This window comes from Clostridium senegalense JC122 (assembly GCF_000285575.1).
Taxonomy (GTDB): domain Bacteria; phylum Bacillota; class Clostridia; order Clostridiales; family Clostridiaceae; genus Clostridium_J; species Clostridium_J senegalense.
The window spans coordinates 776,984-803,353 of the sequence record NZ_HE611050.1 but is presented as its reverse complement, the minus strand read 5'-3'; the positions used below and the strand labels follow the sequence as shown (position 1 = coordinate 803,353).

Below are 26,370 nucleotides of genomic sequence, written 5' to 3'. Positions count from 1 at the left end.
TTTGGGTATTAGTATAATTGTACTAGCTATAGTTATGGCTTTTTCAACAATATATTCTGCAGAAAAAGGATTAGCATTAAAAGAAACATTTAGATTTGTAACATATATAGCTTTAGTATTTATAGTAAAATATGAAGTAAAAGAAAAGAAAAGTATAGAAAACATAATAAAGTGTTTTGTATGTACAACGGCAATTTTATGTGTATATGGAGGTATACAGTATTTTACCAAGATTGGATTAGATCCAATATTTATATCTTCAGAAGGAACACGTATTACATCGACTATGGAAAATCCAAATGGATTAGGAGCATATTTAGTTTTAAGTTTCTTTCCTATATTTATGTTGATTTTTAATGAAAATAATAAAAAAAGTAAAAGTTTTTACATTATAACATCATTATTAATAGTTATAAATATATTTTTAACTTATTCAAGAAATGCTACTGTTGGATTTATCATAGGACTTTTAGTTTTAGCATTTTTATATAATTATAAATTTTTATCTGTTTTTATAATATTTGTACCGATAATTTTATTTGATAAATCTTTAATAAATAGATTTTCCAACATTAAAATATCTGTATTAAATGACCCACGAATAAAGCTGTGGAAGGTAGCAGGAAAAATGATAAAAGAAAATCCCATATTAGGAATAGGAAATGGTAATTATGTAGCTCTATATGATCAATATATTGAAAAATATCCAGAATTAAGATACAAAGATTACCATAGATTTAGTAGTCATAACTCATATTTAAAAATTCAAAGTGAACTAGGGATATTAGGAATAATTTCATTTGTTCTTGTTATTGTAAGTTCTATTAGAAGTGTAGTTAGAGTTTATAAGAATTCTCATAATAAAATGTATAAATTATTTTTCATGGGAGTTATGGCATCTAGTATAGCTTTTTTAGCTATGAACTTTTTAGATAATCTATTTTTTTCACCACAAACAACTACTTATTTTTGGTTGTTTATAGCATTATCAGAAAGTATTTTGTTTAATGATTTGAAAATATATAATTAATTTTATAATCTTATAGAATTATAAAATTAAAATATGGCAAGTATTAAAATAAAGAATAAATGTTTATAAATAGATGATGTGGAGGGATACAATGGACGCAAATGACATAAAAATAGACGCTTATAGTGAAATTAGAGGGAAAGCTATACAGTTTGGGATAAAAAGAATTTCAGATATAATATTATCAATTATAGGTATATTAATATTATCTCCAATATTTATAATATTGTGGGCATGGATAAAATTAGATTCAAAAGGACCAGCACTTTTTAAACAAGTGAGAGTAGGCAAGGATGGTAAAAATTTCACTATATTGAAATTTAGAACTATGGTAGTTTCAGCAGAATCAAAAAGAGAATTAGAAATAGATCCTGAAAATATGGATAATTTTGTTTTTCAGAGCAAAAGTGACAATAGAGTTACTAAAAGTGGAAAATTTTTAAGAAAAACTAGCCTAGATGAAATACCACAATTATTTAATGTTCTTAAAGGGGATATGAGTCTAATTGGTCCTAGACCAGAGATACCTGATGTTGTAAAATATTATCCAGAAAGCTATTATCAAAGATTATTAGTATTACCTGGGATAACAGGACTTGCACAAGTAAATGGAAGAGGAGAAATAGAACTTGGCAAAACTGTTTATTATGATTTAACGTACATAAAGAAGTTTTCTTTATTATTAGATATAAAAATATTATTCCAAACGGTTGTAAAAGTGTTTAAAAGTGAAGGGGCATTTTAAATGGGAATAAAATTATTAGATTATGATATTTTTTCAGGAACAAAAGAAGAGCTTATTAAAGAAGTTTTTTCAAAAGAAAAAATAAATATTGTATCTGGAAATCCTGAAATATTAAATCTAGGATTAAATAATAAAAAATTATTTGATTTTTTCACATCAGAAAAATCAATAATAATTCCAGATGGAATTGGAACTATTATCGCATCAAAAATAGTAAAAAACCCTATACAAGAGAAATTGGCTGGAATTGAAATAATGGATGAAATAATTAAAGTTTGCAATAAGGAAAATAAAGGTATATATTTATTAGGTGCAAATGAAGAAGTTTTAGAAGACTGTAAAAAAGAATTAAAAGAAAAATATAAAAATTTAAATATAGTCGGAAGTCATAATGGATATTTTGAGATGAGCAACTGTACACATATTACGAAAGAAATAGAAGAAAAGAAACCATATGCTATATTTGTAGCAATGGGTGCACCAAGGCAAGAAGAATTTATTATAAAAAATATGGAAAGTTTGCCATGTAGTATATATATGGGTGTCGGTGGAAGCTTTGATGTGATTTCTGGAAAAGTTAATAGAGCACCTAAATGGATGATAGATTGTGGATTGGAATGGCTTTATAGAACATTAAAAAATCCTTCGAGAATAAAAAGATTAGGTATTATACCTAAATTTTTAATCACTACCATAAAAAATAGGTAGAATAGGGAGCATATTATGCTCTTTTTTTATAAAAGAATATAATATAATTTGACATTGTAACTTATTTTTAAAGTGTAGATTATTATTTTAAAGTATTATATAATATACTGATTAAACTAAAAATATAAATTGCTTTTTATTTCTCTTTAAACTTTTAGGAGGGGATTAAAATTAAGGTTTTACATATTATATCGGGAAATGATAATGGCGGAGGAGCCAGTCATGTATTAAGTTTATGTAGCAAGGATAATAAGTATTTTGAAAATGTTTTAGGTTGTGTAGGAGAAGGATATTTATCTAATAAAGTAAAAAATACAAAAATAAATTATAAAATTTTTCAGAAGAAAGTTATAAATACTGAAATAGTAAAATATGCAGAAGAAAATGATATAGATATTGTTAACTTTCATGGAGCATCACCATTTTTAATACATTTTTTTATAAAAAATAAAATAAAATGTAAAACTGTAGCAACAGTTCATAGTGATTATAGATATGATTTTTTAAATAATAAATTTAAGTATTATTTATATACACCATTAAGTTCATTAGGGTTGAAGAGTTTTGAAAATTATATTACAGTTTCTGAGAATTTATTAAGACTTTTAGAAGAAAAGCAGTTTGAAGGAAAGAAAGCAGTAGTTAATAATGGTATAAGAATTAATAAATTTATTGAAAAAGAATCATCAGATCAATTAAAAAATAAATTTAAAATAAATGAAGATGATTTTGTTTTTGGAGTTATTGCAAGATTTCATCCTATAAAAAATCATGAAAATATAATTAGAGCATTTGCTAAATTTAATAATGATAATAAAAATTCTAAGTTGCTTTTATTAGGAGATGGAGAATCAAAAGACAGAATAAAAGAACTTATAGTAGAGTTGAACTTGGAAAAAGAAGTTATTTTAGGTGGATTTGTTGAAAATGTAGGGGACTATCTAAAAATATGTGATTGTACAATTATAGCATCTTACAGTGAAGGGGGAGCTCCACCATTAGCAATGCTTGAATCAGCAGCTATGGAAATTCCAGTGATAACTACCAAAGTTGGAGATTTGGAAAATATAATAAATTTTAATAATGGAATATTGATAAAATCACAAGGTGAAAAGGATATTTATATAAGTATGTTAGAGGCTTATGATAAGGGTGAAAATTTAAAAGTTTTAGGACATAATATTAAAAATTTAGTACTGAAAGAATTTACAATGAGTAGATTTTGGCAAAAATATCATAATTTTTATAAAGAAATTTTAAAGGACAAACACTAGATAATTATCTAGTGTTTTTTATATAGTAATTTTATTCAAATTGTAGAAATATTTTTTAAAATAAGACTAATACGGATATAGTTGACTAGTCAACTATACTGTGATATATTTTAAAAATATTAACAAAGCAATTATAGGGGTGCAATCTATAACTTAAATTTATACATCAAATTTTTGTTATCAGTTGAGAAAAATAAGTATAAATATAGTTAGTTAAAAATTATGAATTATGAATTATGAATTAAGAATTTAGGATGAAAGTGACAACCACTTTCTGAAAATGATTTAAAAAAATCTATCAATATAATTTGCTTTGCAAATTTATAAAAAGATACGTTGAGAATTACTAGGAACGAAGTGAGTAGTAATAACCACAACTGTTTACTATTCACTCTTAACTCTTAACTCTTAACTAAAATAATCTGTTAGCTATTGAAAAAATATTAATTTGAGTTTTATCATTTGATAAATGAATAAGTTTAAGATTTAATTTGGAACCCTATATATGAGGATAAAGTTAAATTTTAAATTTAGATGAAAAATAAGGAGGTGCATAGATGGATAAAAGAAGTTTTTTATTAAAATATGTGGCTATAATATATAGGGCATCTCAAGGATACATAGATGAAGCATTAAAAAAATATAATCTGAGTTTTGGAACCTACCCTTTTATTTTGGTTCTATATAACAACGAAGGAATAAGTCAGAATATCTTAAGTGAATATGTGAAAGTAGACAAATCTTTTTCAGCAAGAGCTATAAAAAAACTTATAGAAATTGGGTATGTACAAAAAATAGTTAATAATGAGGATTCAAGAGCTTATAAATTATATCTTACTGATAATGCTAAGGCTATAGTTCCAGGTATTTTAAATGAACTTGATGGATGGTTAAATATGATAACTGATGGATTAGAAGAAACAGAGAAAAAAAATGCAGAGTGCTTATTAGAAAATATGTACAAAAATGTTGAACAATTTAATACTAAGTATTAAATAGAGAGATAAGAATTTAAATTAATTGAGGAGGGGAAATTAAACTATGACAAAAGATGAAAAATATATACATAACAATAGATGGTTAATACTTGCTATAGTAGTTATGTCTCCATTTATGGCATGTATAGATAGTAGTATAATAAATGTAGCGTTGCCAATTATGTCAAAAGATTTAGGTACATCAATGGCAGGAATAGAACAAGTAGTTACAAGTTATCTTATAATAATTTCAGCTACAATACTTATATTTGGAAGACTTGGAGATATAAAAGGGAAAACCAATGTATTTAAATATGGTTTTTTAATATTTGTTTTAGGTTCTTTATTATGTGGTATATCAAATACATTAGATTTCTTAATATTTTCTAGAGTTATTCAAGCAATAGGTGCAGCGATGACTATGTCCACAAGTCAGGGAATAATAACTCAGATTTTCCCAGCGAATGAAAGAGGAAGAGCAATTGGAATATCAGGCACATTTGTTGCACTAGGAACATTACTTGGACCTCCTTTAGGTGGACTTATAATATCTGTAGTAAGTTGGGAATATATATTCTTAATAAATGTACCTATAGGTATAATAGCATTTATAGCAGCATTAAAATATTTACCTAAAGATACGACAACTAGTAATCAAACTCTAGATATAAAAGGTGCATTACTTTTTTTGATATGCATAATTACATTATTCTGGGCAATGCTTACAGGTCAACAAATAGGATATGGGAACATAAAGATAATAATATCATTTGTGATAGCTTTAATATGTTTTGCTTTATTTATTAGGTTAGAATTAAAAATTAAAAATCCAATGGTAGATTTGTCTATATTTAAAAATAAAACTTTTTCAATTAATATATTCTGTGCTTTTGTAGCATTTATAGGAATTAGTTGTATAAATATAATTCAGCCATTTTATCTTCAGGATGTATTAAAGTTGTCACCTGCTAAAACAGGGTTTATGATGATGGCATATCCTATAGTATTAACTATTGTAGCACCATTAAGTGGATATTTATCAGATAAGATAGGAAGTAAAATACTTACACTAATTGGACTTGTTATAACAACTTTAGGGTTAATAGGAATGGCTACATTAAATGAAAAGTCAACTTTTGTAATTATTATTGCTATACTGGCTGTAGTAGCAGTAGGAAGTGGATTATTTCAATCTCCTAATAATAATTTAGTTATGTCTTCAGTGGAAAAAAGTAAATTAGGAATAGCTGGTGGAATTAATGCTCTTATTAGAAATTTAGGGTTTGTATTTGGTGTTTCAATTGCAACATCTATTTTGTATAACAGAATGAGTTATAAAATTGGTTATAGAGTATTAAGCTATGTAGAAGGAAGAGAAGATGTATTTATATATGGAATGAGATGGGTTTATATTGTTGCAGCAATAGGATGTTTTGTTGGATTTTTAATATCTTTAATAGATAAAACAAAATTTAAATCAAAAATAGATAAATAAGCTTAAAAACAAGGTTTAACTAGAAAGAGTTAAACCTTGTTTTTTTGTAAAAATAATTTATAACTTTACTAAGTTAAAAATATTCAGACAATTTAGTTTTTATTTTTTGAAGGGGAATTAAAAAATATAAAGAATATGTAGTATAAAGATATAAAATAAGAGTTAATTGCAAAATTTGGAAGTTTAGGGATTATCTGAATTATATGCAATATTTTATCTAAATTTAGTTTATATATAAATCAAAAGGGGGCAATTAGATATGAGCAATGTTACAGGACAAGAAAAAGGTAAAACTATTTTAGAAAATGATAAAAAGGTTATTATAAATGGAAAAGATTTAGACTTACAACAAATTATAGATGTTGCAAGAAATGATTATTTTGTAGAGTTAAGCGACGAGGCAAAAGAAAGAGTCATAAAATCTAGAAACATAGTAGATAAAATAGTTGATGATGAAAAAGTTGTTTATGGTATCACTACAGGATTTGGTAAATTTGCAGATGTAACTATAACAAAAGAAGATTGTAAGACATTACAAAGAAATCTAATAATCTCTCACTCATGTGGATTTGGAGAAAATTTAGAAAGAGAGTATGTTAGAGCAATAATGTTACTAAGAGCAAACAACCTTTCAAAAGGATATTCAGGAATAAGGTTATCTACATTAGAAACTCTAATAGATATGATAAATAAAAAAGTACATCCATCAATACCAGAAAAAGGTTCATTAGGAGCTTCAGGAGATTTAGCACCACTTTCACATATGGTTTTACCAATGATAGGTGAAGGTGAAGCAGAGTTAAATGGAGAAATCTTGTCTGGAAAAGAAGCTATGAAAAAAGCTGGAATAGAAACAATAGAACTTGTTTCTAAAGAAGGATTAGCCCTTATAAATGGTACACAGGTTATGACAGCAGTAGCATCTATAACAACATATGATGCTATAAATTTATTAAAACTTAGTGATATATCAGCAGCAATGACTTTAGAAGCTTTAAGAGGAATAAAAGATGCTTATGATAACAGAACTCATAGAATAAGAAATCATTCAGGACAACAAAAAACAGCTATAAATATATTAAACTTAGTAGATGGTAGTACATTTGTAACTCGTCAGGGGGAATTAAGAGTTCAAGATGCTTATACATTAAGATGTGTTCCACAAATACATGGTGCATCTAAAGATGCTATAAGATATGTTGAATCTGTTATAGAAACGGAAATAAATTCTGTTACAGATAATCCAATAGTTACAGAAGAAGGCGATGTTATATCTGGAGGAAACTTCCATGGACAACCAATTGCATTAAGTTCTGATTTCTTAGGAATTGCAATTGCTGAGGTAGCAAATGTTTCCGAAAGAAGATTAGAAAGACTTATAAACTATCAATTAAATGATTTACCTGCATTTTTAGTTAAACATGGTGGACTAAATTCAGGATTCATGATTACTCAATATGCAGCAGCAGCATTAGTTTCTGAAAATAAAGTTTTAGCACATCCAGCTAGTGTAGATTCTATACCATCATCAGCTAACCAAGAAGACCATGTTAGTATGGGAACAATAGCAGCAAGAAAAGCTAGAGATATACTAAAAAATGCTGAAAGAGTATTAGCTACTGAATTATTAGCATCATGCCAAGCTATTGATTTTAGAACTGATTTAAATTTAGGAAAAGGCACTAAAGCTTGCTATGATGCAATAAGAAAAAATGTAGGATTTATAGAGAATGATGTTGTTATGTATAAAGAGTTAGATAAGGTATTGGATTTAATAAAATCAGGCGAAATATTATCTGCTGTAAATAACATAGTAGATATAAAATACTAATGATATAAAAAATATTTGGGGGTAATAGTATGGCAAAAATTATTGAATGTATTCCAAACTTTAGTGAAGGAAGAGACAGAGAAAAAATTGAAAAAATAATGGACACTGTTAGAGGCAAAGAAGGGGTTAAATTATTAGATTATTCTAGTGATACAGACCACAATAGAAGTGTTGTTACATTGGTTGGAGAGCCAAGCAAAGTAGAAGAAGTAATAATAAATATGGCTGAAAAAGTTTATGAATTAATAGATATGAGTACACATGAAGGTGGACATCCTAGAATGGGAGCATTAGATGTAGTTCCATTTGTTCCAATAAGTGAAGTAACTATGGAAGAATGTGTTGAAATTGCTAATAGAGTTGGTAAAACAATAGGAGAAAAGTTTAATATACCAGTATATTTATATGAAAAAGCTGCTACAGCATCACATAGAGAAAATCTAGCAAAAGTTAGAAAAGGACAATATGAAGGATTTTTTGAAAAAATAAAAGAAGAAATGTGGGCACCAGATTATGGTCCTAAAGAGGTTAGTGTTAAAGGTGGCTGTGTTGCAATAGCAGCAAGACAACCATTAGTAGCTTTCAATGTAAACTTAGATACATCAAATGTTGAAATTGCAGATAAAATTGCTAAAACAGTAAGACATTTAGGTGGTGGATTAAGATTTGTTAAGGCTATGGGAGTTATGTTAGAAGAGAGAAATATAGCTCAAGTTTCTATGAATCTTGTAAACTATGAAAAGACAGCAGTTTACAGAGCTTTTGAAATGATTAAAATGGAAGCAAAAAGATACGGCGTTTCAGTAGTAGGTAGTGAAGTTATAGGGCTTGTACCGATGAAATCTTTAATAGATTGTGCAGAATATTATCTTCAAATAGAAAACTTTTCAATGGATCAAATATTAGAAAAAAGAATTAGTGAATAGTTTATAAATTTAGGCATAAAAAATAGATAATAGACTAGTATTCTTATTTATTTAACAGGAATATTGGGTATAGTATTTGTATTTATATGCTTTCATTTGAAGATGTATAGGGTTCTAAGTTGACTTTAAAGTTTATATTTTAAAACTTGGATACCCAAAAGAGTGAGACATGCTCGGGAACACTTTAGATTCAGCAAAACTCTTTAAAAAAGTTGTTTTTAGATTAAAATATAACTTTAAATACGAGCTTGTCTTTTTATATATTTAAAATTGAGGTGTTTAGTATGTCAATGATAATAAAAGAAATTGACTGTTTGGTGACTTGCAAAGGTAGTCATAGAAAGACCAAAAATGATATGAATAATGCTCATATCATAGAGAATGGATATATCATTGTAAAAGATGATATTATAGTTGAAGTTGGACAAGGCGATGGCTATAAAAAACATTTAAATGATTGTGATAAGTTAATCGATGGAAAAGGAAAAACTGTTACACCAGGACTTATAGATCCTCATACTCATTTAGTTTATAGTGGATCAAGAGAAAAAGAATTACCATTAAAATTAAATAAAGTAGGATATATAGAAATTTTAAATTCTGGTGGTGGGATTTTAAGTACCGTTGAAAATACAAAAAAGGCTTCATTACAGGAATTAGTTGATGAAAGTAAAAATAGATTGGATATAATGCTAAAATATGGAACAACTACTGTTGAAAGTAAATCAGGATATGGTCTTGATTTAGAAACAGAGCTAAAAATGCTTAATGCAAATAAAATTTTAAATGAAAGTCATCCAGTAGATGTAGTTTCAACTTTTATGGGATTGCATGCACTTCCAGCAGAATTTAAAAATAATAGAGAAGAGTTTTTAAAAATTGCAAAAAAAATGATTCCAGAGATTGCAAATAAAAATTTAGCTGAGTTTATAGATTGTTTTTGTGAAGACGGTGTATTTTCAGTAGAAGAGTGTAGAGAATTTTTAGAAGAAGGAAAGAAATTTAATCTTATACCAAAGGTTCATGGTGATGAGGTTGAACCAATGGGAGGAGCAGAACTTGCAGGAGAAGTTAAGGCAATTTCTGCAGAACATCTTATAGCAGCAAGTGATGATGGAATAAAGGCTTTAGCAGATAATAATGTAATAGCAGTATTACTTCCTTCCACAGCTTTTTACCTTATGGTTGGAAGTTTTGCAAGAGCTAGAGATATGATAGAAAATGGCGTTGCTGTTGCCTTAGCTACAGATTGTAATCCTGGAACCTCACCAACTGAATCTATGCAAGCAGTTATGACATTTGCAGCATTTGGCATGAGGATGTTCCCAGAAGAAATAATAAATGCAATGACTATAAATGCAGCAGCAGCAATAAATCGTGAAAAACAAATTGGAAGTATAGAAGAAAATAAGAAAGCAGATATAGTTATATTTAATTCTAAAAATTTAAATTACCTAATTTATCATTTTGGTATAAATGCAGTAGACAAAGTTATAAAAAATGGTAAAATTGTTGTTGGAAATTAATTAGGGAGGCGAAAAGAAAATATGTTAGATAAAAAAACAATTAGAGAATTTATGAGTGAACTTGCATCAAATTCACCTGCACCGGGTGGCGGTAGTGTTTCAGCAGTATCAGCATCATTAGCAGCATCATTAGTATCTATGGTATGCAATTTAACAATAGGAAAAAAATCTTATGAAGCACTTAGTGAAGAAGAAAAACTTCAAGTAGATAATAGCTTAAAAGTTTGTGATGTTGTTAAAGATGAATTCTTAGATTTAATGAATGAAGATACTGAAGTATTTTTAGAACTTATGAAAGCATTTAAAATGCCTAAAGAAAGTGATGAAGAAAAAAAAGCTAGAAGTGCTAAAATACAGTTGGGTTATAAGGGTTCATTAGAAGTACCTTTAAAAACTGCTAAAAAGACATTTAGCTTATATGATTATATATTATCAGTTGCTAAATATGGAAATAAAAATGCAGTTTCAGATGCTGGAGTAGCGGCATTAATGGCTCAAAGTGGTCTAGAAGCAGCTATATTAAATGTAAAAATTAATGTAACTTCCATAAAAGATGAAGAATATGTAAAAAACGTAAAAACAGAAATAGAACATTTGGTTAATGACGGAAGAGCAAGAAGAGATGAGATATTAGCTATAGTTGAAAGTAAGCTATAGAAATTAATTTAATAAATTTACAAATATAAAAAGTCATTTTAAAATAGAAAATTAAATCTATTTTAGAGTGACTTTTTTGTATCATTTTGATATAAACCCTTTTATTTACAGATATACTTCAATAATTTTACAAATTATGATATACTAAATTAAGAAAATTGTTTGAATATTGAGAAAAGATGAGGGGAAGTTATGGACTTTGATTTTAAAAGGCAAGTTATGGAGTTATATAATCTTTTAATAACTCCAATTGATGAAATTTTTAAACAAACTGCCATAGTGAAATTTAAAAAAAATATTAAATTAAAAGAAGATGATTTAATTGGAGAATATTATTATGAAGGTCTAAAAGAAAATAAAGAAAAGGGGATTGTATATACTCCATATCCAATAGCTAAATATATAGTTGAAAGCAGTATCACTAAAGAAGATGTGATAAATAATCCATATATTAAAGTAGTAGATCCTTCTTGTGGTGTTGGTAATTTGATTATTCCATGTTTTACACACCTATATAAAATGTATAAGGAGAACTTATCTAATATAAATAAAGTTAATGGTATCAATATTTTGGAAAAAGATATAACTAGACATATTATAGAAAATAATTTATATGGATTTGATATAGATGAAGTTGCATTAAAAATTTTACAAATAGATTTGTTCAGTTGTAGTAATTATATATATGATAAAAATCTTGGCAATAAGGATTTTTTATTTTTAGAAGAAGATTTAAGATTTGATATATTTATAGGAAATCCTCCATATGTAGGACCTAAGCAAATAGATAAAGAATACTCGTTAAAATTAAAAGAACGATTTAGAGATATATTCAAAGATAAAAGTGATTTATCATATTGTTTTTTTAAAAAGTCATTAGACTTATTAAGAGTAAAAGGAAAATTATCATTTATAACATCACGATATTTTTTAGAATCATCTAGCGGTAAAGAATTAAGAAAAACATTAAGAGAAAATACTCACATAATAAGAATAATAGATTTTTATGGGGTCAGGCCTTTTAAAGGTGTAGGTATAGACCCAGTAATTATTTTTATAGAAAAAGAAAAAATAGTTTAAGGGATGTAGAAATTATAAAACCGCTATCTGATAAAGGTCGTAAGGATGATAAATTTTATAACTCTTTATTTTTAAACCAGGGAGATGCTTATAAAAAATTTTTAATAAGTGAGTCTACATTAAATGGAGAACGATGGATTTTAAGAAGCAATGATATAAAATCCATTGTAGAAAAAATAGAAAGTTTTTGCCAGTTTCAATTATCAGATATTTGTACTAGCCATCAAGGAATTATTACAGGATGCGATAAGGCTTTTGTTGTTGATGAAGAAACTATAAAATGTGAAAATATAGAAAAGGAATTATTAAAACCTTGGATAAAAGGAAGCTTTATAAAGAAAAATCAAGTAAATAGAAGAAAAAATTATATAATATACTCTGATTTAATAGAAGATGAAGAAATGCAACCTAATGCAATAAATCATATAAGACAATATAAAGAAAAACTAAGTAAAAGAAGAGAGTGTATAAAAGGGGTCAGAAAATGGTATCAACTTCAATGGGGAAGAAATAAAGAAATTTTTGAAGAAGAAAAATAATATTCCCATTCAAGGCATCTGCTAATAAGTTTTCTTTAGATAATGGTAGTTATTTTAGTGCAGATGTTTACGCATTAAGGCTTAAAGAAAATAAAAATTTTAGATATGAAGACTTATTGTTTATATTAAATAGCAAAATTTATGATTTTTATTTTAAAACTTTTGCAAAAAAACTTGGAGAAGACTTATATGAATATTATCCTAATAATCTTATGAGACTATATATACCTAATATTAAAGGAAAAGAACTTTCAAGTGAGCAACAATTATATGAATATTTTAATTTTAATGATAAAGAAATTGAATTAATAAATGAACAATAAAATTGATATGAAAGTTTATTGTTCATTTATAAAACTATAGGCAAATAATCTCCAATTTAAATTTATTTATTAAGTGAGAAAAGTTCAATTAATATTTTACAGATAGTTAAAAAGTTATTTTAGTTAAGAGTTAAGGAGTTCATTATGCACTATGTTTCTGATAATTCTAACCGTAATTTTTTATTTTATATAAATTTATAAAGTAAATTATATTATTAAATTGAAGAAAACAGGGCTTCAATGTCTATAACAAATGTTATTGTAAAGTATAATATTAAAAAAATATTGGATTAAGTTAGAAAATATTTTATATTTTGCTTATAAAAAATAAGTTTTATTATAAAATAATAGTAAAATAATGTAAAAAATTTAAATTTGTGTTATAATGTTTTTGTAATATAACATATTTAAAAGAATATAATAATAAGTTAAATAGATTAATATTAGAATTTTAGTAATGGTTGGAGGGAATATTATGCAATTAACATTTGAAAAGTTAAATGAAAAGTTAATAGTAAAACTTAACGGAGAGCTTGATCATCATAGTGCTTCAGAACTAAGAAATAAGATAGATGACAGAATGGATATGGAAGGAACTATGAAACTTATATTAAATTTTTCAGGAGTATCTTTTATGGATAGCTCAGGGATAGGAGCTGTTATAGGAAGATATAAAAAAATATCTATGCATGGTGGAAGTCTATGTGTGACAGATTTAAAACCTTCTATAAAAAAGGTTTTTGAGTTGTCAGGTTTATTTAAAATTATTGATGTTTATGACAATGTTGATGAAGCATTAAAGAATGTTTAATGGAGGGATTAAGATGAGTCACAATAGAATGAAAATAGAGTTTTTAAGTAAATCTGAAAATGAAAGCTTTGCAAGAGTTGTAGTATCAGTGTTTGCAGCTCAATTAGATCCAACAATAGAGGAGATAAATGATATAAAAACTGCTATATCAGAGGCGGTTACTAATGCTATAATACATGGCTATGAGGAAGATTCAACCAAAATGGTTGAAGTAGAAGCAACTATAGAAGGAAATGAATTGACTGTAATTGTTGTAGACAAAGGAAAAGGTATAAATGATGTAAAAACAGCTAGAGAGCCACTATTTACCTCAAGACCAGACTTAGAAAGGTCAGGTATGGGATTTACTGTTATGGAGACTTTTATGGATAGTTTAGAGGTAATATCAACACAAGGTGAAGGAACTAAAGTTATTATGAAGAAAACTTTTAACTCAGCAGTATAGGTGACTAATATGGGGGAAAAAAATTATAAGGTGAATAATTATAATTACGATGATAATATGGAGCTTATAAAAAAAGCTAAAGGTGGCGATAAGGAAGCTCTAGATTTTCTAATTGAAATGAATTTACCACTAGTATCTGCATTAAGTAAGAAATTTTTAAATAGGGGCTATGAGTATGATGATATATTTCAAATTGGCTGTATAGGCCTTGTAAAAGCTGTAAATAATTTTGATGATGGGTTTAATGTTAAGTTTTCAACTTATGCAGTTCCAATGATTGTAGGAGAAATAAAAAGGTTTCTAAGAGATGATGGAATAATAAAAGTAAGTAGAAGTATAAAAACTGTTGCAAAAAAGATACATTATGATAAAGATACACTTGCAAAAAAATTAGGAAGGGATCCTACAATAGAAGAATTATCTAAATTTTCAGAAATACCTAAAGAAGAAATAATCACTGCACTAGAGGCATCTAATAATATGCAATATTTATATGATACTATTCATCATGATGATGGCGCACCAGTATTATTAATTGATAAATTAAGTGAAGATTATGAGGAAGATACAGAGGTTTTAGATAAATTAGCATTAAAAGAAGCACTAAGTAAATTAGATGCAAAATCAAGACAAATTATTATGTTAAGATATTTTAAGGATAAAACACAAGTTGAAGTTGCTAAGATGCTAGGTATAAGTCAAGTTCAGGTATCTAGAATAGAGAAAAAAGTATTGAAAATTATGAAAGAAAAATTAAGTGGTTAAGATGTAAAAATATCTTAACCACTTTTAATTTTTAGATATAAAGTTTTTAATAAGATTATATTTTATTTTAATATAATCTTATTAAAGAATAATAGTAAGATTAGTTACTAATAATATATAGAAGAATAATAGTTATAAAAGAGGTGAACTTTATGAAGGAAAATAAACTGAAGAAAAAATTTCATCAGTTATATGAAGAAGAAACTCCTAAACCAAATTTAATAAAAAACTGTTTTAGAGCATTTTGGACAGGAGGATTAATTTGCACTATAGGTCAAGTGATATATAATGTATTACTTCGATTTGGAATATCTGTTGAACAGGCTAAAGTATATTTACCTATAATAATGATATTTATAGGAGCTAGTCTAACAGGAATTGGTGTTTATGATAAAATTGGTGATTATGCAGGTGCTGGTTCTGTAGTACCAATAACAGGGTTTGCTAACTCTGTAGTATCTCCAGCTATTGAATTTAAAAAAGAAGGCTATGTTTTAGGTGTTGGAGCAAAAATATTTACAATTGCAGGTCCAGTTTTAGCATATGGAACAACAGCTTCGGTAATATTAGGACTTCTATATTATTTTATTAGGTGGTGATTTTTTGGCAATCAGAATGGGAAAGCAAACAGTAAAATTAGAAAGTAAACCTAAAATTCTTTCTACATATACAGTTGTAGGTCCTAAAGAAGGAGAAGGGCCATTAAAAGATTATTTTCACGAAATATTAGATGATGATATGTGTCAGTGTGAAACCTTTGAAAAAGCAGAAAGTAAGATACACTATTCAGCAGTTCAAGGATGTATAAAAGATGCAAATGTAAAAGAAAGTGATATAAACTATATATTTAGTGGAGATTTATTAAATCAATTATTTTCCTCAAGTTTTATGGCTAGAGATCTTTGTATACCATTTATAGGTATGTATGGTGCTTGCTCTAATATGACAGAAACTCTTTCAGTTGCAGCCATGGCTGTAGAAGCTGGATGTGCTAATTATGCTATCGCATCTACATCCTCGCATTTTTCGTCAGCAGAAAGACAATTTAGAGTTCCATTAGAAATGGGAAGTCAAAGAACGCCTAGTTGTCAATGGACTGTTACAGGAGCCGGAGCAATGATGCTAACAAATAGAAATGTTAAGCATAAACCACATATTACATATATTACAACAGGTAAGATTAAAGATTATGGGATAACAGATCCTAATGAAATGGGAGCAGCAATGGCACCAGCAGCAGTAGATACAATTAAACAACACTTTGTTGATACAGGTTTAAAACCTAATTATTATGATTTGATTGTTACTGGAGATTTAGGTAGTATAGGAAAAACAATAACAGAAAAGCTATTATTAGAATGTAAAATTGATGTTAAAAAAAATTACATTGATTGTGGTGCAGAAATATTTGATTGTGAAAAGCAAGATACCAATTCTGGAGGCAGTGGTTGTGGTTGCTCAGCGGCTGTTATGGGAAGTTATATTTACAAGAAGATGATTAAAGGAGAATTAAAAAGAGTTCTCTTAGTTTCAACGGGAGCACTTTTAAATTCTATATCAACCCTACAAGGTGAGACTATACCAGGTATTGCACATGCTGTAGCTATTGAAATGGATGGTGATTAAATGAATGAATATTTATCTGTATTTATAGTTGGTGGAATAATATGTGTTATTGGTCAAATATTAATGGATACAACTAAGTTAACTCCAGCAAGGATATTAGTTTTGTTTGTTACAGGTGGTGTTATATTACAGGGCCTTGGAATATATGAAAAAGTAGTGCAAATAGGAAAAGCTGGTGCTACTGTACCACTACCAGGCTTTGGATATTCGCTAGCAAATGGTGTAATGAAGGCTGTTGACAAAGATGGTTTTCTAGGAATATTTACTGGCGGTGTTCAAGGTGCAGCTGGAGGAATAAGTGCAGCTATTGTATTTGGGTATATAATGTCAGTTTTATCTAATGCTAAAACAAAGTAGAGCTTTGAATTTCAAAGCTCTACTTTGTTTTTTAAAATAATTTTCTATTACTAGATTTATTTTTATTTTTATTTGAATTGGAATTCTTATCTTTATCTTTGTCTTTATCCTTATCTTTATCTTTATTTTTCTCCTTGTCTTTATCAGTAGTCTTATAAGATGTTGGATCTGTTTCAGTAGGGACTAACCATTTTGAATCATTAAGGAATACATATGAATAATAATCCCTAGTTATAAATACTCCTGTTTTTATTTTGCTTTTTGGTGTATTTTCAGATGGTAAGTAATATTTTCCATCAGCGCCTAAAACATATTGAGACTCTACGTGAATGTTATCTAAAGAAGAAGGTTGAGTGCCGTCAATAAACAACTCTGAGTATACACGATTGCCTCTAGGATCTTTATAAGATAATTGTGTAGGAAGAGTACCTGAGTCTCTACAGATATCTACACTGACAATTCCATCAGGACGTGCTAATTCCGAATATTCTAAGCTCCTATGAGCAGCAGCCATAACTCTACCCCAAAGTGCAGCAGGTTTATCACTGTTCATATTATAAATTGGAGTATAATCATCATTTCCAATCCATACTGCAGCAGAAAGATAAGGCGTTAACCCTGCAAAGGTTAAATCAGTAGAATCAGAAGCAGTACCAGTTTTACCTCTAACTTCCATATTACCAAAAGCCGCACTAGGACCAGTTCCAATTACAGGTTCTTTTAGCATATCATAAACTATATATGAAGCTTGAGATGATAAGACAGTGTTTGTTTCAATTTTATTTTCTAAAATTACTTTTCCATGTCTATCTAATACTTTTGTATATAATCTTGGTTTAGTGTAAACTCCATTATTACCAAAAGTTCCATAAGCTGCAGATAAGGCTAAAGGATTTGTTCCAGCTAAACTACCACCATCTAGCTGTCCTAAAGCTAGAGCTGAAATTGAGCTTTTATCTGTTTCATCTAGTTGAATTCCAAAATTTGTGCCATATTTTGCAGAAATATCAAGACCAATAGTGTCTGTTACTTTAGTAGCAACAGTATTTCTAGAACTACGTATAGAATCTCGTAGTGTCATATAACCTTCATAGTCTAATTGCGCATTTTTAGGATCATATGGAGGATCTCCATATTTTGAACCTATTGAAGTTGGAATTGGAGAATCTTCAATCATTGAACCAGCAGTTAAAATCTGCTCATTTATAGCTGGAGCATAGACCGTAAGTGGTTTTAATGAAGAACCAGGAGAACGTAAGAAATTTTCAGAAGCAGCTCTATTATAAGAGTTTGGTTCCTGCTTACCACGGCCACCAACAATACATTTAACATCACCAGTTTTATAATCCATGATTGTTGCTGATGCTTGTAAGTTTGGATTATCATTAATATTTAATATAGATCCATTAGAATCATTTACTATTTCTTGAACCTCATTTTGAAGTTCTGTATCCATAGTGGTATAAACTTTATAACCACCATACATTAACTTATCAAGTGCTTCGGATTTAGAAATTTTATAAATCTCTACCATATCATCCACAACTTGATTTATGGCAGGTCTTGAAAAATATTCAAAATTCATTCCATTGTTAGAATTAATATTAAAGTCAAATGTCAAAGGGTCTTCAATTGCAGCATCATATTCTGTATTAGTTATTTTCCCAAGTTCTAACATTTTATCTAAAACAGTTTTTGTTCTAGGAGAATCAAAAGGTATATTATTTTTAAAGTTTTCATAAGCATTATAATAAGACACAGATGGATTCTGTGCAGCGCCTGCTATAAAAGCTGATTGCTTTAATGTTAAATCCTTTGAAGATTTATTAAAATACATTTGAGATGCAGCTTCTACACCATGGGAAGTTCCACCTAAGTATATAGTATTCATATAAGATTCTAAAATCTCACTTTTACTAAGTTCTTTTTCAAGTTTTAAGGATAAGTACATTTCTTGAACTTTTCTTTTTATGGATGTTCTATTTTCTAGGGAATCTTCTAGAAAATATCTATATTTAACTAACTGTTGAGTTATAGTAGATGCCCCTTGTAAATTACCTTCAGACATGCCAAAGATGATTTTAACATCTTGAAATATTGCTCCACCTATTCTTCTAAAATCAATACCTTTATGAGAATAAAAACGTTCATCCTCTATGCTAACAAAAGCATCTTTTAAATTTTCAGAAGTTTTATCTATATCTATAGATATTCGTCGCTCTGGAGTTAAGAATTCATCTATTAGATTACTTTTAGAATCATATATAGTAGAAGTTTCCTCAATATCAAGGAACTTTTCCACATCTATTGTTGGTGCAGTTTTTATCATACCGTAAACTACGCCAGTACCTATTGCTGCACATGATAAGAATAATATAATAAATACAATAAATATACCTTTAAGTATTTTTTTTCTACTTGTTTTATTATTTTTATTTTCAACCGTAGGCTTTTTTTCACTCATAAGCATCCTCCTTAGGATTATTCTGTTGATTATCATTTTTGTATTATATCATACTATATAAAATTAATAAAATTTATAAAATTATTCTTTATATAAATAATAGTACATATAATTTATTATTACTATTTTACTAGAAAGTAAACATATTAAGAAAATTTTATTAAAAAAAGGGGATAATTGTATATGAAAAAATACATGAAGTTAAAAATAGTAATGGTAATTATATTTATATTTGCCATACTTAGTTCATTTATATATTATTTTGATGAAATTATATTACCAAGTGTTCTTGCAATTTGTGATGGAGAAATGAGAGCAAGAGCAGTGCAAGTTATGAATAAATCTATTTTGGAAAAATACGTAAATGAATTTGATTATGAAGACATTATTAAATTTCAAAAAGATGAGAATGGGAATATTGTATTGGTACAAGCAGACACATTAAAGATGAACAAAATTGCTAATGAAGTATCTTTAGAAATTCAAGAAGAATTAAATAATTTAAGTTATCAAGATGTAAAAATTCCAACTGGATATATAACTAAGAATAATATATTGGCAAATTTTGGACCTAAAATAACAGCTAAAATGCAACCGATAGGGCATGTAGAAACAAAATACAGTTCAGATTTTGAGACAGCAGGTATAAATCAAGTAAGACATAAAATATATGTAGAAGTAAAAACAAATATTAAAGTGATATTACCTATGGCTAATGAAGATGTACAAGTTGCTACTCAGGTACCTATAGCAGAAACGATTATAGTAGGAAAAATACCTGAAACTTCAATACAAATGGATATGAATAAACAATAAAAAAACGAGTGATTTTTCACTCGTTTTAAGATTAAATAAATTTAATTATGATTCCCAATTAAATATGTAAGGTATGTTTCTATAATAATCACCATAGTTTAAACCATAACCAACTACAAATAAATCTTCAATAGCAAATCCGCAAAAGTCAGGTTTTATACTTACTTTTCTTCTTGATGGTTTATCAAGTAAAGAACAACATTTAACAGAATTTGCACCTAAGCTTTTTATATGATTTACAACAAAATCCATTGTTATCCCACTGTCAATAATGTCATCAACAATTAAAACGTCAAACCCTTCTATATTGTCAGGAACATCATTAACAACTTTAACAATACCAGATGATTCTTCATTATGACCATAGCTAGAGGTTGTCATAAAACCTATTTTTGTAGGAACATATATATATCTTACTAAATCAGCAGCAAATATAAAGCTACCTCTAAGAAGTGATAAAACATAAAGTTTTTTTCCTTCATAAGCTTCAGAAATTTCTTTTCCTAGTCTAGCATTTGCTTTTTCAATTTCTTCTTTAGAAAATAATACATTAACTTTTTTGTTTTCCATTTGAACACGCCCCTATATAAATATTTTGTTTGAATTTATTGTTTAATTAATGCTTTTAAAAATAATATATACGTTAAATATTATGCCCTTAGTGTAAATAATATATTGAATTTTAAATAACAATAAATTGTATTATAAAAATGATATATTATTTATATTAACAACAATTATAAGTTTTTTCAATAAATATATAAAACAAGCTATAATCCTAGTGTTTAATAACAGAAAAAACATAATTAGAGTTAAAATTTTAAATATAAGTTTATGAATTTAGTTAGGTATAAAATTAATTGGAATTTGGCAAGGATATAAATATTAGTAGATATTTAGCTTAAGATGCTATACTATTATTATGTGATTTTAAAAAAAGTATGCTAGTTAGCTTTTATAAGGAGGGGTTTGCATGATAGATGGAAATATAGATGGAGTAAAAAAATCCATATTAAATAAATTAGAAGTTATACAAGATTTAAAGGTGCCTAAAGATACTGTTGTTACTTTAGATATAGTAAATATATTAAAAGAAGTTACATTAGAAATTGAAAGGGAAGTTAGTGTTGCAATAGATAGAAAGGGGAATATAGTCTCAATAGCTGTAGGAGATAGTAGCACTGTTGACGTGCCTTTAATTGATGTTCGTGAAGGAAAACTTTCAGGTGTAAGGGTAATACATACTCATCCCAATGGTAATCCTAAACTTTCCGCATTAGATATATCAGCACTAATAAAATTAAAATTAGATGCTATGGTAGCAATAGCTGTTAGTGAAAGTGAAGAACTTAATTATAATATTGGTTTTTGTGATGTAACTGATAATATATTAGTAGAAGAAGAAGTGCATTTAAGAAACAGTGAGGAACTTTTAAATTTTAACCTTTTAGAAAAAATAAAATATATAGAAGATATTATTAAAAACAATAATGTCGTTGAAGATAATACGGAAAGAGCAGTTTTAGTAGGTACTGAAGATGAAGAAAGTTTAGAGGAATTAGAGGAGCTTGCTAAAGCTTGTGAGGTAGTGCCTGTATATTCAACGCTTCAAAAGAGAAGTAAGAACAAGATAGACCCGGCTTTTTATATAGGAAGAGGAAAGGTTGAAGAAGTAGCTTTAATTAGACAATCATTAAGGGCCAATGTTGTTATATTTGATGAAGAACTTTCTGGGGCACAGGTTAGAAATTTAGAGCAGGCATTAGGCGTTAAAGTTATTGATAGAACTACATTAATTCTTGAAATATTTGCAAGACGTGCTAAATCGAAAGAAGGAAAAATACAAGTAGAACTATCTCAACTTAAATATAGACTTTCAAGACTTGCAGGACTTGGAACCGTTCTTTCAAGAACTGGTGGAGGTATAGGTACAAGAGGACCAGGAGAGAAAAAATTAGAAACAGATAAAAGGCATATAAGAGAAAGAATATTAGATCTTTCAAAAGAACTTGACAGAATAAAGCATATTAGGGTTACACAAAGAGAAAAAAGAAGTAAAGATACTGTATCTAAAATAGCCCTTGCAGGTTATACAAATGCTGGGAAATCAACACTGAGAAATAAGTTATGTGATTTATATCCTTTAAAATCTGCTACCGTTAAAGAAAAAGTTTTTGAAGCAGACATGTTATTTGCTACCTTAGACACTACTACAAGAGGAATACTTCTTCCAGATAATAGAGTAGGAACAATAACAGATACAGTTGGATTTATAAGAAAACTTCCACATGATTTAGTTGAAGCATTTAAATCTACATTAGAAGAAGTTATATATGCTGATTTAGTACTTCATGTTGTTGATAGTGCTAATAGTGATGCTGAAAAGCAAATAGAAGTTGTAGAGGAAGTTTTAAAAGAGCTTAAGGCTAATGATAAACCTACTATGTTAATCTTAAATAAAATAGATAGTGCAGATAAAGATATAATCAATAAATTAAAAGAAAAGTACGATAACTATGAGATAATAGAAGTGTCTGCAAAAGAAAATATAAATTTAGATTTGCTTTTAAATAAATGTACAAAGTTACTTCCATATAAGTTGAAAAAATTTAAAGTTTTAATTCCATATAGTGATTCAAGTACTGTTGCGTATATTCATAGAAATGGAAAAGTAGATAGTGAGAGTTATGAAGCAGAAGGAACGCTGATGGAAGTTCAAGGTGATGAAGAAGTTTATAATAAGTGCAAAAAATATATAGTAGAATAATATTTTTAAAAGGTGACTTTATTCATTGTTAATGAAATTGAGTCATCTTTTAATTATGTCATTTAATTATGCCATGCTATGAAAATGTAAAGTGGTATATTATAATGTATATAATGAAATGTGTACAGGTGGTGAGAAGATGAGCAAAGGATTAGTAAAATTCGATTGGAATTTTATAGAAAACTATTCTGAAGAGGAAATATCATATTTTCTTCATTTAGAAGGAAAATCTTTAGATGCCATAAGTAGAATTAGAAATATTGACAAAAGTGATGTTCAAAGACATCTTATATTGTCAAAGATGAAATATAGATATTTAAATAAGAGTGAAAATATTGAACAATTGTTTAAAAATTTAACTACAGTAGCTAAAAATGAAAGAATATATATATTAAATAGCTTAGACACAGTTAATAAAACTAAACTTATAGATTACATATTAAATAATCATTTAAATATATCATTAAAAGAAAAAGAAGTAGCAATATGGATGTTAGGAGAGCTAAAGTCTAATAAATCCGTTGACTTTCTTATAAGATGTACGGTTCATAAGTTTGTAAACATAAAAAGATTGTCCGTTTCTGCACTAGGGAAAATTGGTGATGGAAAATGTGAGCCAGCGCTTGCAAGAGCATTAAAGGATGAAAATGGTCAAGTTGTTAGCTATGCCATAAAGTCATTAAAGAAAATTAATGGTATAGATTATAAGGAAAGAATAAAAGAAATATATAATTCTACAGATAAAGCTTATATACAAAAGGCTTGTGAGGAATATTTAGGTATATAGAATGGAGGAATGGTATGAGTTATTTTACTATAAAAGATGAAGCAAAGGCAGAGTTTGATGAGAGAAAATCAGTTTTTATAGGACATGCCAAAAGGGTAACAACAGAAGATGAAGCAAAAGAATTTGTAAGTAAAATAAAAGGTATGCATAAACAAGCTACACATAATTGCTCTGCATATATTGTAGGAGAAAATAAGAATATTCAAAGGTATAGTGATGACGGAGAGCCTCAAGGGACAGCAGGTATACCTATGTTAGAAGTTTTAAAGAAAAATGATTTAACAGATGTAGCAGTTGTTGTTACAAGATATTTTGGTGGTATACTTTTAGGGGCTGGTGGGCTTGTAAGAGCTTATTCGAAGGGCGCTGCTGAAGCCATAAAAGAAGCTGGGATTGTTGAAAAGGTTAAAGGGTTTGAGATAAGAGTTATATTAGAGTATGATTTACTAGGAAAAATACAATATATATGTGGGACTAACAATTGGTATATAGAGGATATAATTTACACAGATAAAGTTGAATTAATAATGTACTGTGAAAGTAGTAACTATGAAGAAGTCTCTAATAGTTTTGTAGAAGCAACAAGTGGAAAAGTTATAATAAGTGAAGAAGATGAAGAATTTTACTTTAAAATGGGAAATAGGTTATATAAAGAGTGTAATATTTAACTTGATTTTGATAAGAATTTATATATTCTTGAATTTGAAAGGAATATTTCATTATGTTATAATGTTGCAGTAATATTTAAAATAAGCCATTATAGGCAGTATTTATATATTTAGTTAGGAGGAGTTCAAATGTCAGGACATTCAAAGTGGCATAACATACAAGCTAAGAAGGGTAAAGTTGATGCTAAAAGAGGAAAAATATTTACAAAAATAGGAAAAGAAATAGTTGTTGCGGTTAAAAATGGTGGACCTAGTGAAGATACAAATGCTAAATTAAGAGATGTTGTAGCAAAAGCAAAAGCTGCAAATATGCCAAATGATAACATTCAAAGAGCCATAAAAAAAGCAGCGGGAGAGTTAAATGCTGTTGATTATGAAACAATTGTTTATGAAGGATATGGTCCTGAAGGAACAGCTGTTATAGTTGAATGTTTAACAGATAACAAAAACAGAACAGCAGGAAATGTAAGATATGCATTTTCTAAACAAGGTGGAAATATGGGTTCAACAGGATGTGTAGGATTTATGTTCCAGTCTAAAGGTGAAATAGTTATAGAGAAAATTGATAGCATAGATGAAGATGAATTAATGATGTTAGCTTTAGATGCAGGAGCAGAAGATTTTGCTGCAGAAGAAGAAGTTTTTGTAGTAACAACTGCACCAGAGGATTTTGGAAAAGTAAGAGAAGCATTATCAGAAAGTGGAATTGAATTTTTAGAAGCTGGAGTGAAAATGATACCAGATACATACACTGAAATAAATGAAGAAACAGCTGTGAAGTTCCAAAAAATGCTTGATGTTCTAGAGGATGATGAAGACGTTCAAGAAGTTTACCACAATGCTGAATTCCCAGAAGGATGGGAAGGTTAATAGTTGTAATAAACTATTGGAAAATCTATCTTTCATTACAGAATAACTATTTGTAATGAAAGGTAGATTTTTTTAGTTAATAAGTTTTTTTCTAGTAAACAATATAGTGATAGATTTTTTAAATTATAATCATAAGAATGGAGTGTTTATATGCTTTATACAATAATAGTTAGCATAATAGTTATTATATTATTTATATCTTTAAGAAAAAGTATAAATAGAATTATAAGGTGGATGTTATTTTTGTTTATAATATGTATTATTGGTGGAATTGTTTTTATAAAAGGAACAAATTTTGAAAACTATGTTGAATCTTTAAATACAAATTGGAGTTTAAATCTTCCAAAGGCACAAAAGGAATTAAAAGTTTTAGACAGTGGCTCAAGTTTTTTTGGTGATGGAGAAGATGTTGTTATATTGCAATATTCTAAAGAAAAATTACTTGATATAAAAAAGAGCTTAAATGGGAGAAATGTAATAAATATATTGTAGGGGATATGCAAAAATTTTATAGTAATAACAAAGAAAGTTATAAGAAAGAAAGTTTAGTACTAGATAATAATAATAAGTATTTATATTTTCATAAGTTTGAAAATGATAATTATGATTGGATTACTTTTCTTTTAGATGAAAGAGAAAATTGTATTTATGTTTTTGAAAGTCATATGTAATTTATAAAGTAAAATTTAAATATTTTAAGTATGTAATAAGTATGTAATTTGAAGCGTGTTTTAAAGTTGAAGATAAAAGAATAATTTAAGGTATTGTGTTTTTATAAATTAGATATATTACTGTTTTAGGTTAATTTCAAAATAATAAGATAAGGATACAAAAGATGATGAAATTAGTTGCTATATTTGGAATATTTTGATAATATGTATGT

At 27.7% G+C, this 26,370-nt stretch carries 28 protein-coding genes; 26 read left to right on the top strand and 2 right to left on the bottom strand.

Going from position 1 to position 26,370, the window contains the following annotated elements; translation table 11 throughout:
- The first annotated feature begins 1 nt into the window (after nucleotide 1).
- The 19 genes from CSGHG_RS04395 to spoVAE all read left to right on the top strand — a co-directional run bounded on the left by CSGHG_RS04395 (nucleotide 2) and on the right by spoVAE (nucleotide 17,115).
- Entirely contained in the window at nucleotides 2-1,030 is a 1,029-nt protein-coding gene (locus CSGHG_RS04395; protein WP_026022222.1) for an O-antigen ligase family protein, read from the top strand.
- 91 nt (nucleotides 1,031-1,121) lie between these two features.
- Entirely contained in the window at nucleotides 1,122-1,775 is a 654-nt protein-coding gene (locus CSGHG_RS04390) for a sugar transferase (RefSeq protein WP_010293017.1), read from the top strand.
- The gene (locus tag CSGHG_RS04385) at nucleotides 1,776-2,483 is read left to right on the top strand and encodes a WecB/TagA/CpsF family glycosyltransferase (RefSeq protein WP_010293016.1); all 708 of its coding nucleotides are present in this window, start codon (nucleotides 1,776-1,778) and stop codon (nucleotides 2,481-2,483) included.
- Nucleotides 2,484-2,647: 164 nt separating this feature from the next.
- On the top strand, nucleotides 2,648-3,757 hold the full coding sequence (locus CSGHG_RS04380; protein ID WP_328284732.1) for a glycosyltransferase: 1,110 nt from the start codon (nucleotides 2,648-2,650) through the stop codon (nucleotides 3,755-3,757).
- A 557-nt stretch (nucleotides 3,758-4,314) separates the two neighbouring features.
- A complete protein-coding gene (locus CSGHG_RS04375) occupies nucleotides 4,315-4,752 on the top strand; it encodes a MarR family winged helix-turn-helix transcriptional regulator (protein WP_010293013.1) in 438 nt (145 codons plus the stop codon).
- Nucleotides 4,753-4,798: 46 nt separating this feature from the next.
- Nucleotides 4,799-6,229: an MFS transporter gene (locus CSGHG_RS04370; protein ID WP_010293011.1), complete on the top strand. Its 1,431-nt coding sequence runs from the start codon at nucleotides 4,799-4,801 to the stop codon at nucleotides 6,227-6,229.
- 259 nt (nucleotides 6,230-6,488) lie between these two features.
- Nucleotides 6,489-8,060 carry a histidine ammonia-lyase gene (hutH, locus tag CSGHG_RS04365; protein ID WP_010293010.1) on the top strand — a complete coding sequence of 524 codons (1,572 nt, stop codon included), beginning with the start codon at nucleotides 6,489-6,491 and terminating at the stop codon, nucleotides 8,058-8,060.
- A 29-nt stretch (nucleotides 8,061-8,089) separates the two neighbouring features.
- Nucleotides 8,090-8,986 carry a glutamate formimidoyltransferase gene (ftcD, locus tag CSGHG_RS04360; protein WP_010293009.1) on the top strand — a complete coding sequence of 299 codons (897 nt, stop codon included), beginning with the start codon at nucleotides 8,090-8,092 and terminating at the stop codon, nucleotides 8,984-8,986.
- Between the two features lie 290 nt (nucleotides 8,987-9,276).
- Nucleotides 9,277-10,512, top strand: coding sequence for an imidazolonepropionase (gene hutI, locus CSGHG_RS04355; RefSeq protein WP_010293008.1), 1,236 nt, complete (start codon nucleotides 9,277-9,279; stop codon nucleotides 10,510-10,512).
- 21 nt (nucleotides 10,513-10,533) lie between these two features.
- Nucleotides 10,534-11,169 (top strand): cyclodeaminase/cyclohydrolase family protein, encoded by a 636-nt coding sequence (locus CSGHG_RS04350; RefSeq protein WP_010293007.1) that lies wholly within the window; start codon nucleotides 10,534-10,536, stop codon nucleotides 11,167-11,169.
- Between the two features lie 192 nt (nucleotides 11,170-11,361).
- Nucleotides 11,362-12,249, top strand: a complete 888-nt coding sequence (locus CSGHG_RS25035; protein WP_010293006.1) for an HsdM family class I SAM-dependent methyltransferase — start codon at nucleotides 11,362-11,364, stop codon at nucleotides 12,247-12,249.
- Nucleotides 12,250-12,650: 401 nt separating this feature from the next.
- Nucleotides 12,651-12,788 (top strand): hypothetical protein, encoded by a 138-nt coding sequence (locus tag CSGHG_RS25030; protein WP_010293005.1) that lies wholly within the window; start codon nucleotides 12,651-12,653, stop codon nucleotides 12,786-12,788.
- The gene (locus tag CSGHG_RS25025) at nucleotides 12,785-13,111 is read left to right on the top strand and encodes a TaqI-like C-terminal specificity domain-containing protein (RefSeq protein ID WP_081496226.1); all 327 of its coding nucleotides are present in this window, start codon (nucleotides 12,785-12,787) and stop codon (nucleotides 13,109-13,111) included. The genes CSGHG_RS25030 and CSGHG_RS25025 overlap by 4 nt, the downstream gene beginning before the upstream one ends.
- A gap of 475 nt (nucleotides 13,112-13,586) precedes the next feature.
- Complete coding sequence (gene spoIIAA, locus CSGHG_RS04340) at nucleotides 13,587-13,922, top strand: anti-sigma F factor antagonist (RefSeq protein ID WP_010293002.1); 336 nt, start codon at nucleotides 13,587-13,589, stop codon at nucleotides 13,920-13,922.
- 13 nt (nucleotides 13,923-13,935) lie between these two features.
- Entirely contained in the window at nucleotides 13,936-14,367 is a 432-nt protein-coding gene (gene spoIIAB, locus CSGHG_RS04335; protein WP_010293000.1) for an anti-sigma F factor, read from the top strand.
- A gap of 9 nt (nucleotides 14,368-14,376) precedes the next feature.
- A complete protein-coding gene (gene sigF, locus CSGHG_RS04330; RefSeq protein WP_010292998.1) occupies nucleotides 14,377-15,132 on the top strand; it encodes an RNA polymerase sporulation sigma factor SigF in 756 nt (251 codons plus the stop codon).
- A 152-nt stretch (nucleotides 15,133-15,284) separates the two neighbouring features.
- Nucleotides 15,285-15,731 carry a stage V sporulation protein AC gene (gene spoVAC / locus CSGHG_RS04325; protein ID WP_010292997.1) on the top strand — a complete coding sequence of 149 codons (447 nt, stop codon included), beginning with the start codon at nucleotides 15,285-15,287 and terminating at the stop codon, nucleotides 15,729-15,731.
- A gap of 4 nt (nucleotides 15,732-15,735) precedes the next feature.
- Complete coding sequence (gene spoVAD, locus CSGHG_RS04320; RefSeq protein ID WP_010292996.1) at nucleotides 15,736-16,758, top strand: stage V sporulation protein AD; 1,023 nt, start codon at nucleotides 15,736-15,738, stop codon at nucleotides 16,756-16,758.
- Nucleotides 16,759-17,115, top strand: coding sequence for a stage V sporulation protein AE (gene spoVAE, locus CSGHG_RS04315; protein WP_010292995.1), 357 nt, complete (start codon nucleotides 16,759-16,761; stop codon nucleotides 17,113-17,115).
- 31 nt (nucleotides 17,116-17,146) lie between these two features.
- On the opposite strand, the gene CSGHG_RS04310 is transcribed toward spoVAE, so the two are convergent.
- Nucleotides 17,147-19,579 (bottom strand): transglycosylase domain-containing protein, encoded by a 2,433-nt coding sequence (locus CSGHG_RS04310; protein ID WP_010292994.1) that lies wholly within the window; start codon nucleotides 19,577-19,579, stop codon nucleotides 17,147-17,149.
- Between the two features lie 183 nt (nucleotides 19,580-19,762).
- Between CSGHG_RS04310 and yunB the strand changes: the two genes are divergently transcribed.
- Nucleotides 19,763-20,395: a sporulation protein YunB gene (gene yunB / locus CSGHG_RS04305; protein WP_010292993.1), complete on the top strand. Its 633-nt coding sequence runs from the start codon at nucleotides 19,763-19,765 to the stop codon at nucleotides 20,393-20,395.
- Between the two features lie 45 nt (nucleotides 20,396-20,440).
- Here yunB and hpt read toward each other — a convergent pair whose 3' ends face one another.
- Nucleotides 20,441-20,965 carry a hypoxanthine phosphoribosyltransferase gene (gene hpt / locus CSGHG_RS04300; protein WP_010292991.1) on the bottom strand — a complete coding sequence of 175 codons (525 nt, stop codon included), beginning with the start codon at nucleotides 20,963-20,965 and terminating at the stop codon, nucleotides 20,441-20,443.
- Between the two features lie 403 nt (nucleotides 20,966-21,368).
- Here hpt and hflX point away from each other — a divergent pair, with 403 nt between their 5' ends.
- The 6 genes from hflX to CSGHG_RS23035 all read left to right on the top strand — a co-directional run bounded on the left by hflX (nucleotide 21,369) and on the right by CSGHG_RS23035 (nucleotide 26,158).
- Nucleotides 21,369-23,162: a GTPase HflX gene (hflX, locus tag CSGHG_RS04295; protein ID WP_010292989.1), complete on the top strand. Its 1,794-nt coding sequence runs from the start codon at nucleotides 21,369-21,371 to the stop codon at nucleotides 23,160-23,162.
- Nucleotides 23,163-23,301: 139 nt separating this feature from the next.
- Entirely contained in the window at nucleotides 23,302-23,949 is a 648-nt protein-coding gene (locus tag CSGHG_RS04290; protein WP_010292988.1) for a HEAT repeat domain-containing protein, read from the top strand.
- A gap of 14 nt (nucleotides 23,950-23,963) precedes the next feature.
- On the top strand, nucleotides 23,964-24,617 hold the full coding sequence (locus tag CSGHG_RS04285) for a YigZ family protein (protein ID WP_010292986.1): 654 nt from the start codon (nucleotides 23,964-23,966) through the stop codon (nucleotides 24,615-24,617).
- A 129-nt stretch (nucleotides 24,618-24,746) separates the two neighbouring features.
- A complete protein-coding gene (locus tag CSGHG_RS04280; RefSeq protein WP_010292985.1) occupies nucleotides 24,747-25,487 on the top strand; it encodes a YebC/PmpR family DNA-binding transcriptional regulator in 741 nt (246 codons plus the stop codon).
- 150 nt (nucleotides 25,488-25,637) lie between these two features.
- Nucleotides 25,638-25,979 carry a hypothetical protein gene (locus CSGHG_RS04275; protein WP_010292984.1) on the top strand — a complete coding sequence of 114 codons (342 nt, stop codon included), beginning with the start codon at nucleotides 25,638-25,640 and terminating at the stop codon, nucleotides 25,977-25,979.
- A gap of 5 nt (nucleotides 25,980-25,984) precedes the next feature.
- A complete protein-coding gene (locus tag CSGHG_RS23035; RefSeq protein WP_155844728.1) occupies nucleotides 25,985-26,158 on the top strand; it encodes a hypothetical protein in 174 nt (57 codons plus the stop codon).
- The last annotated feature ends 212 nt before the right edge of the window (nucleotides 26,159-26,370 follow it).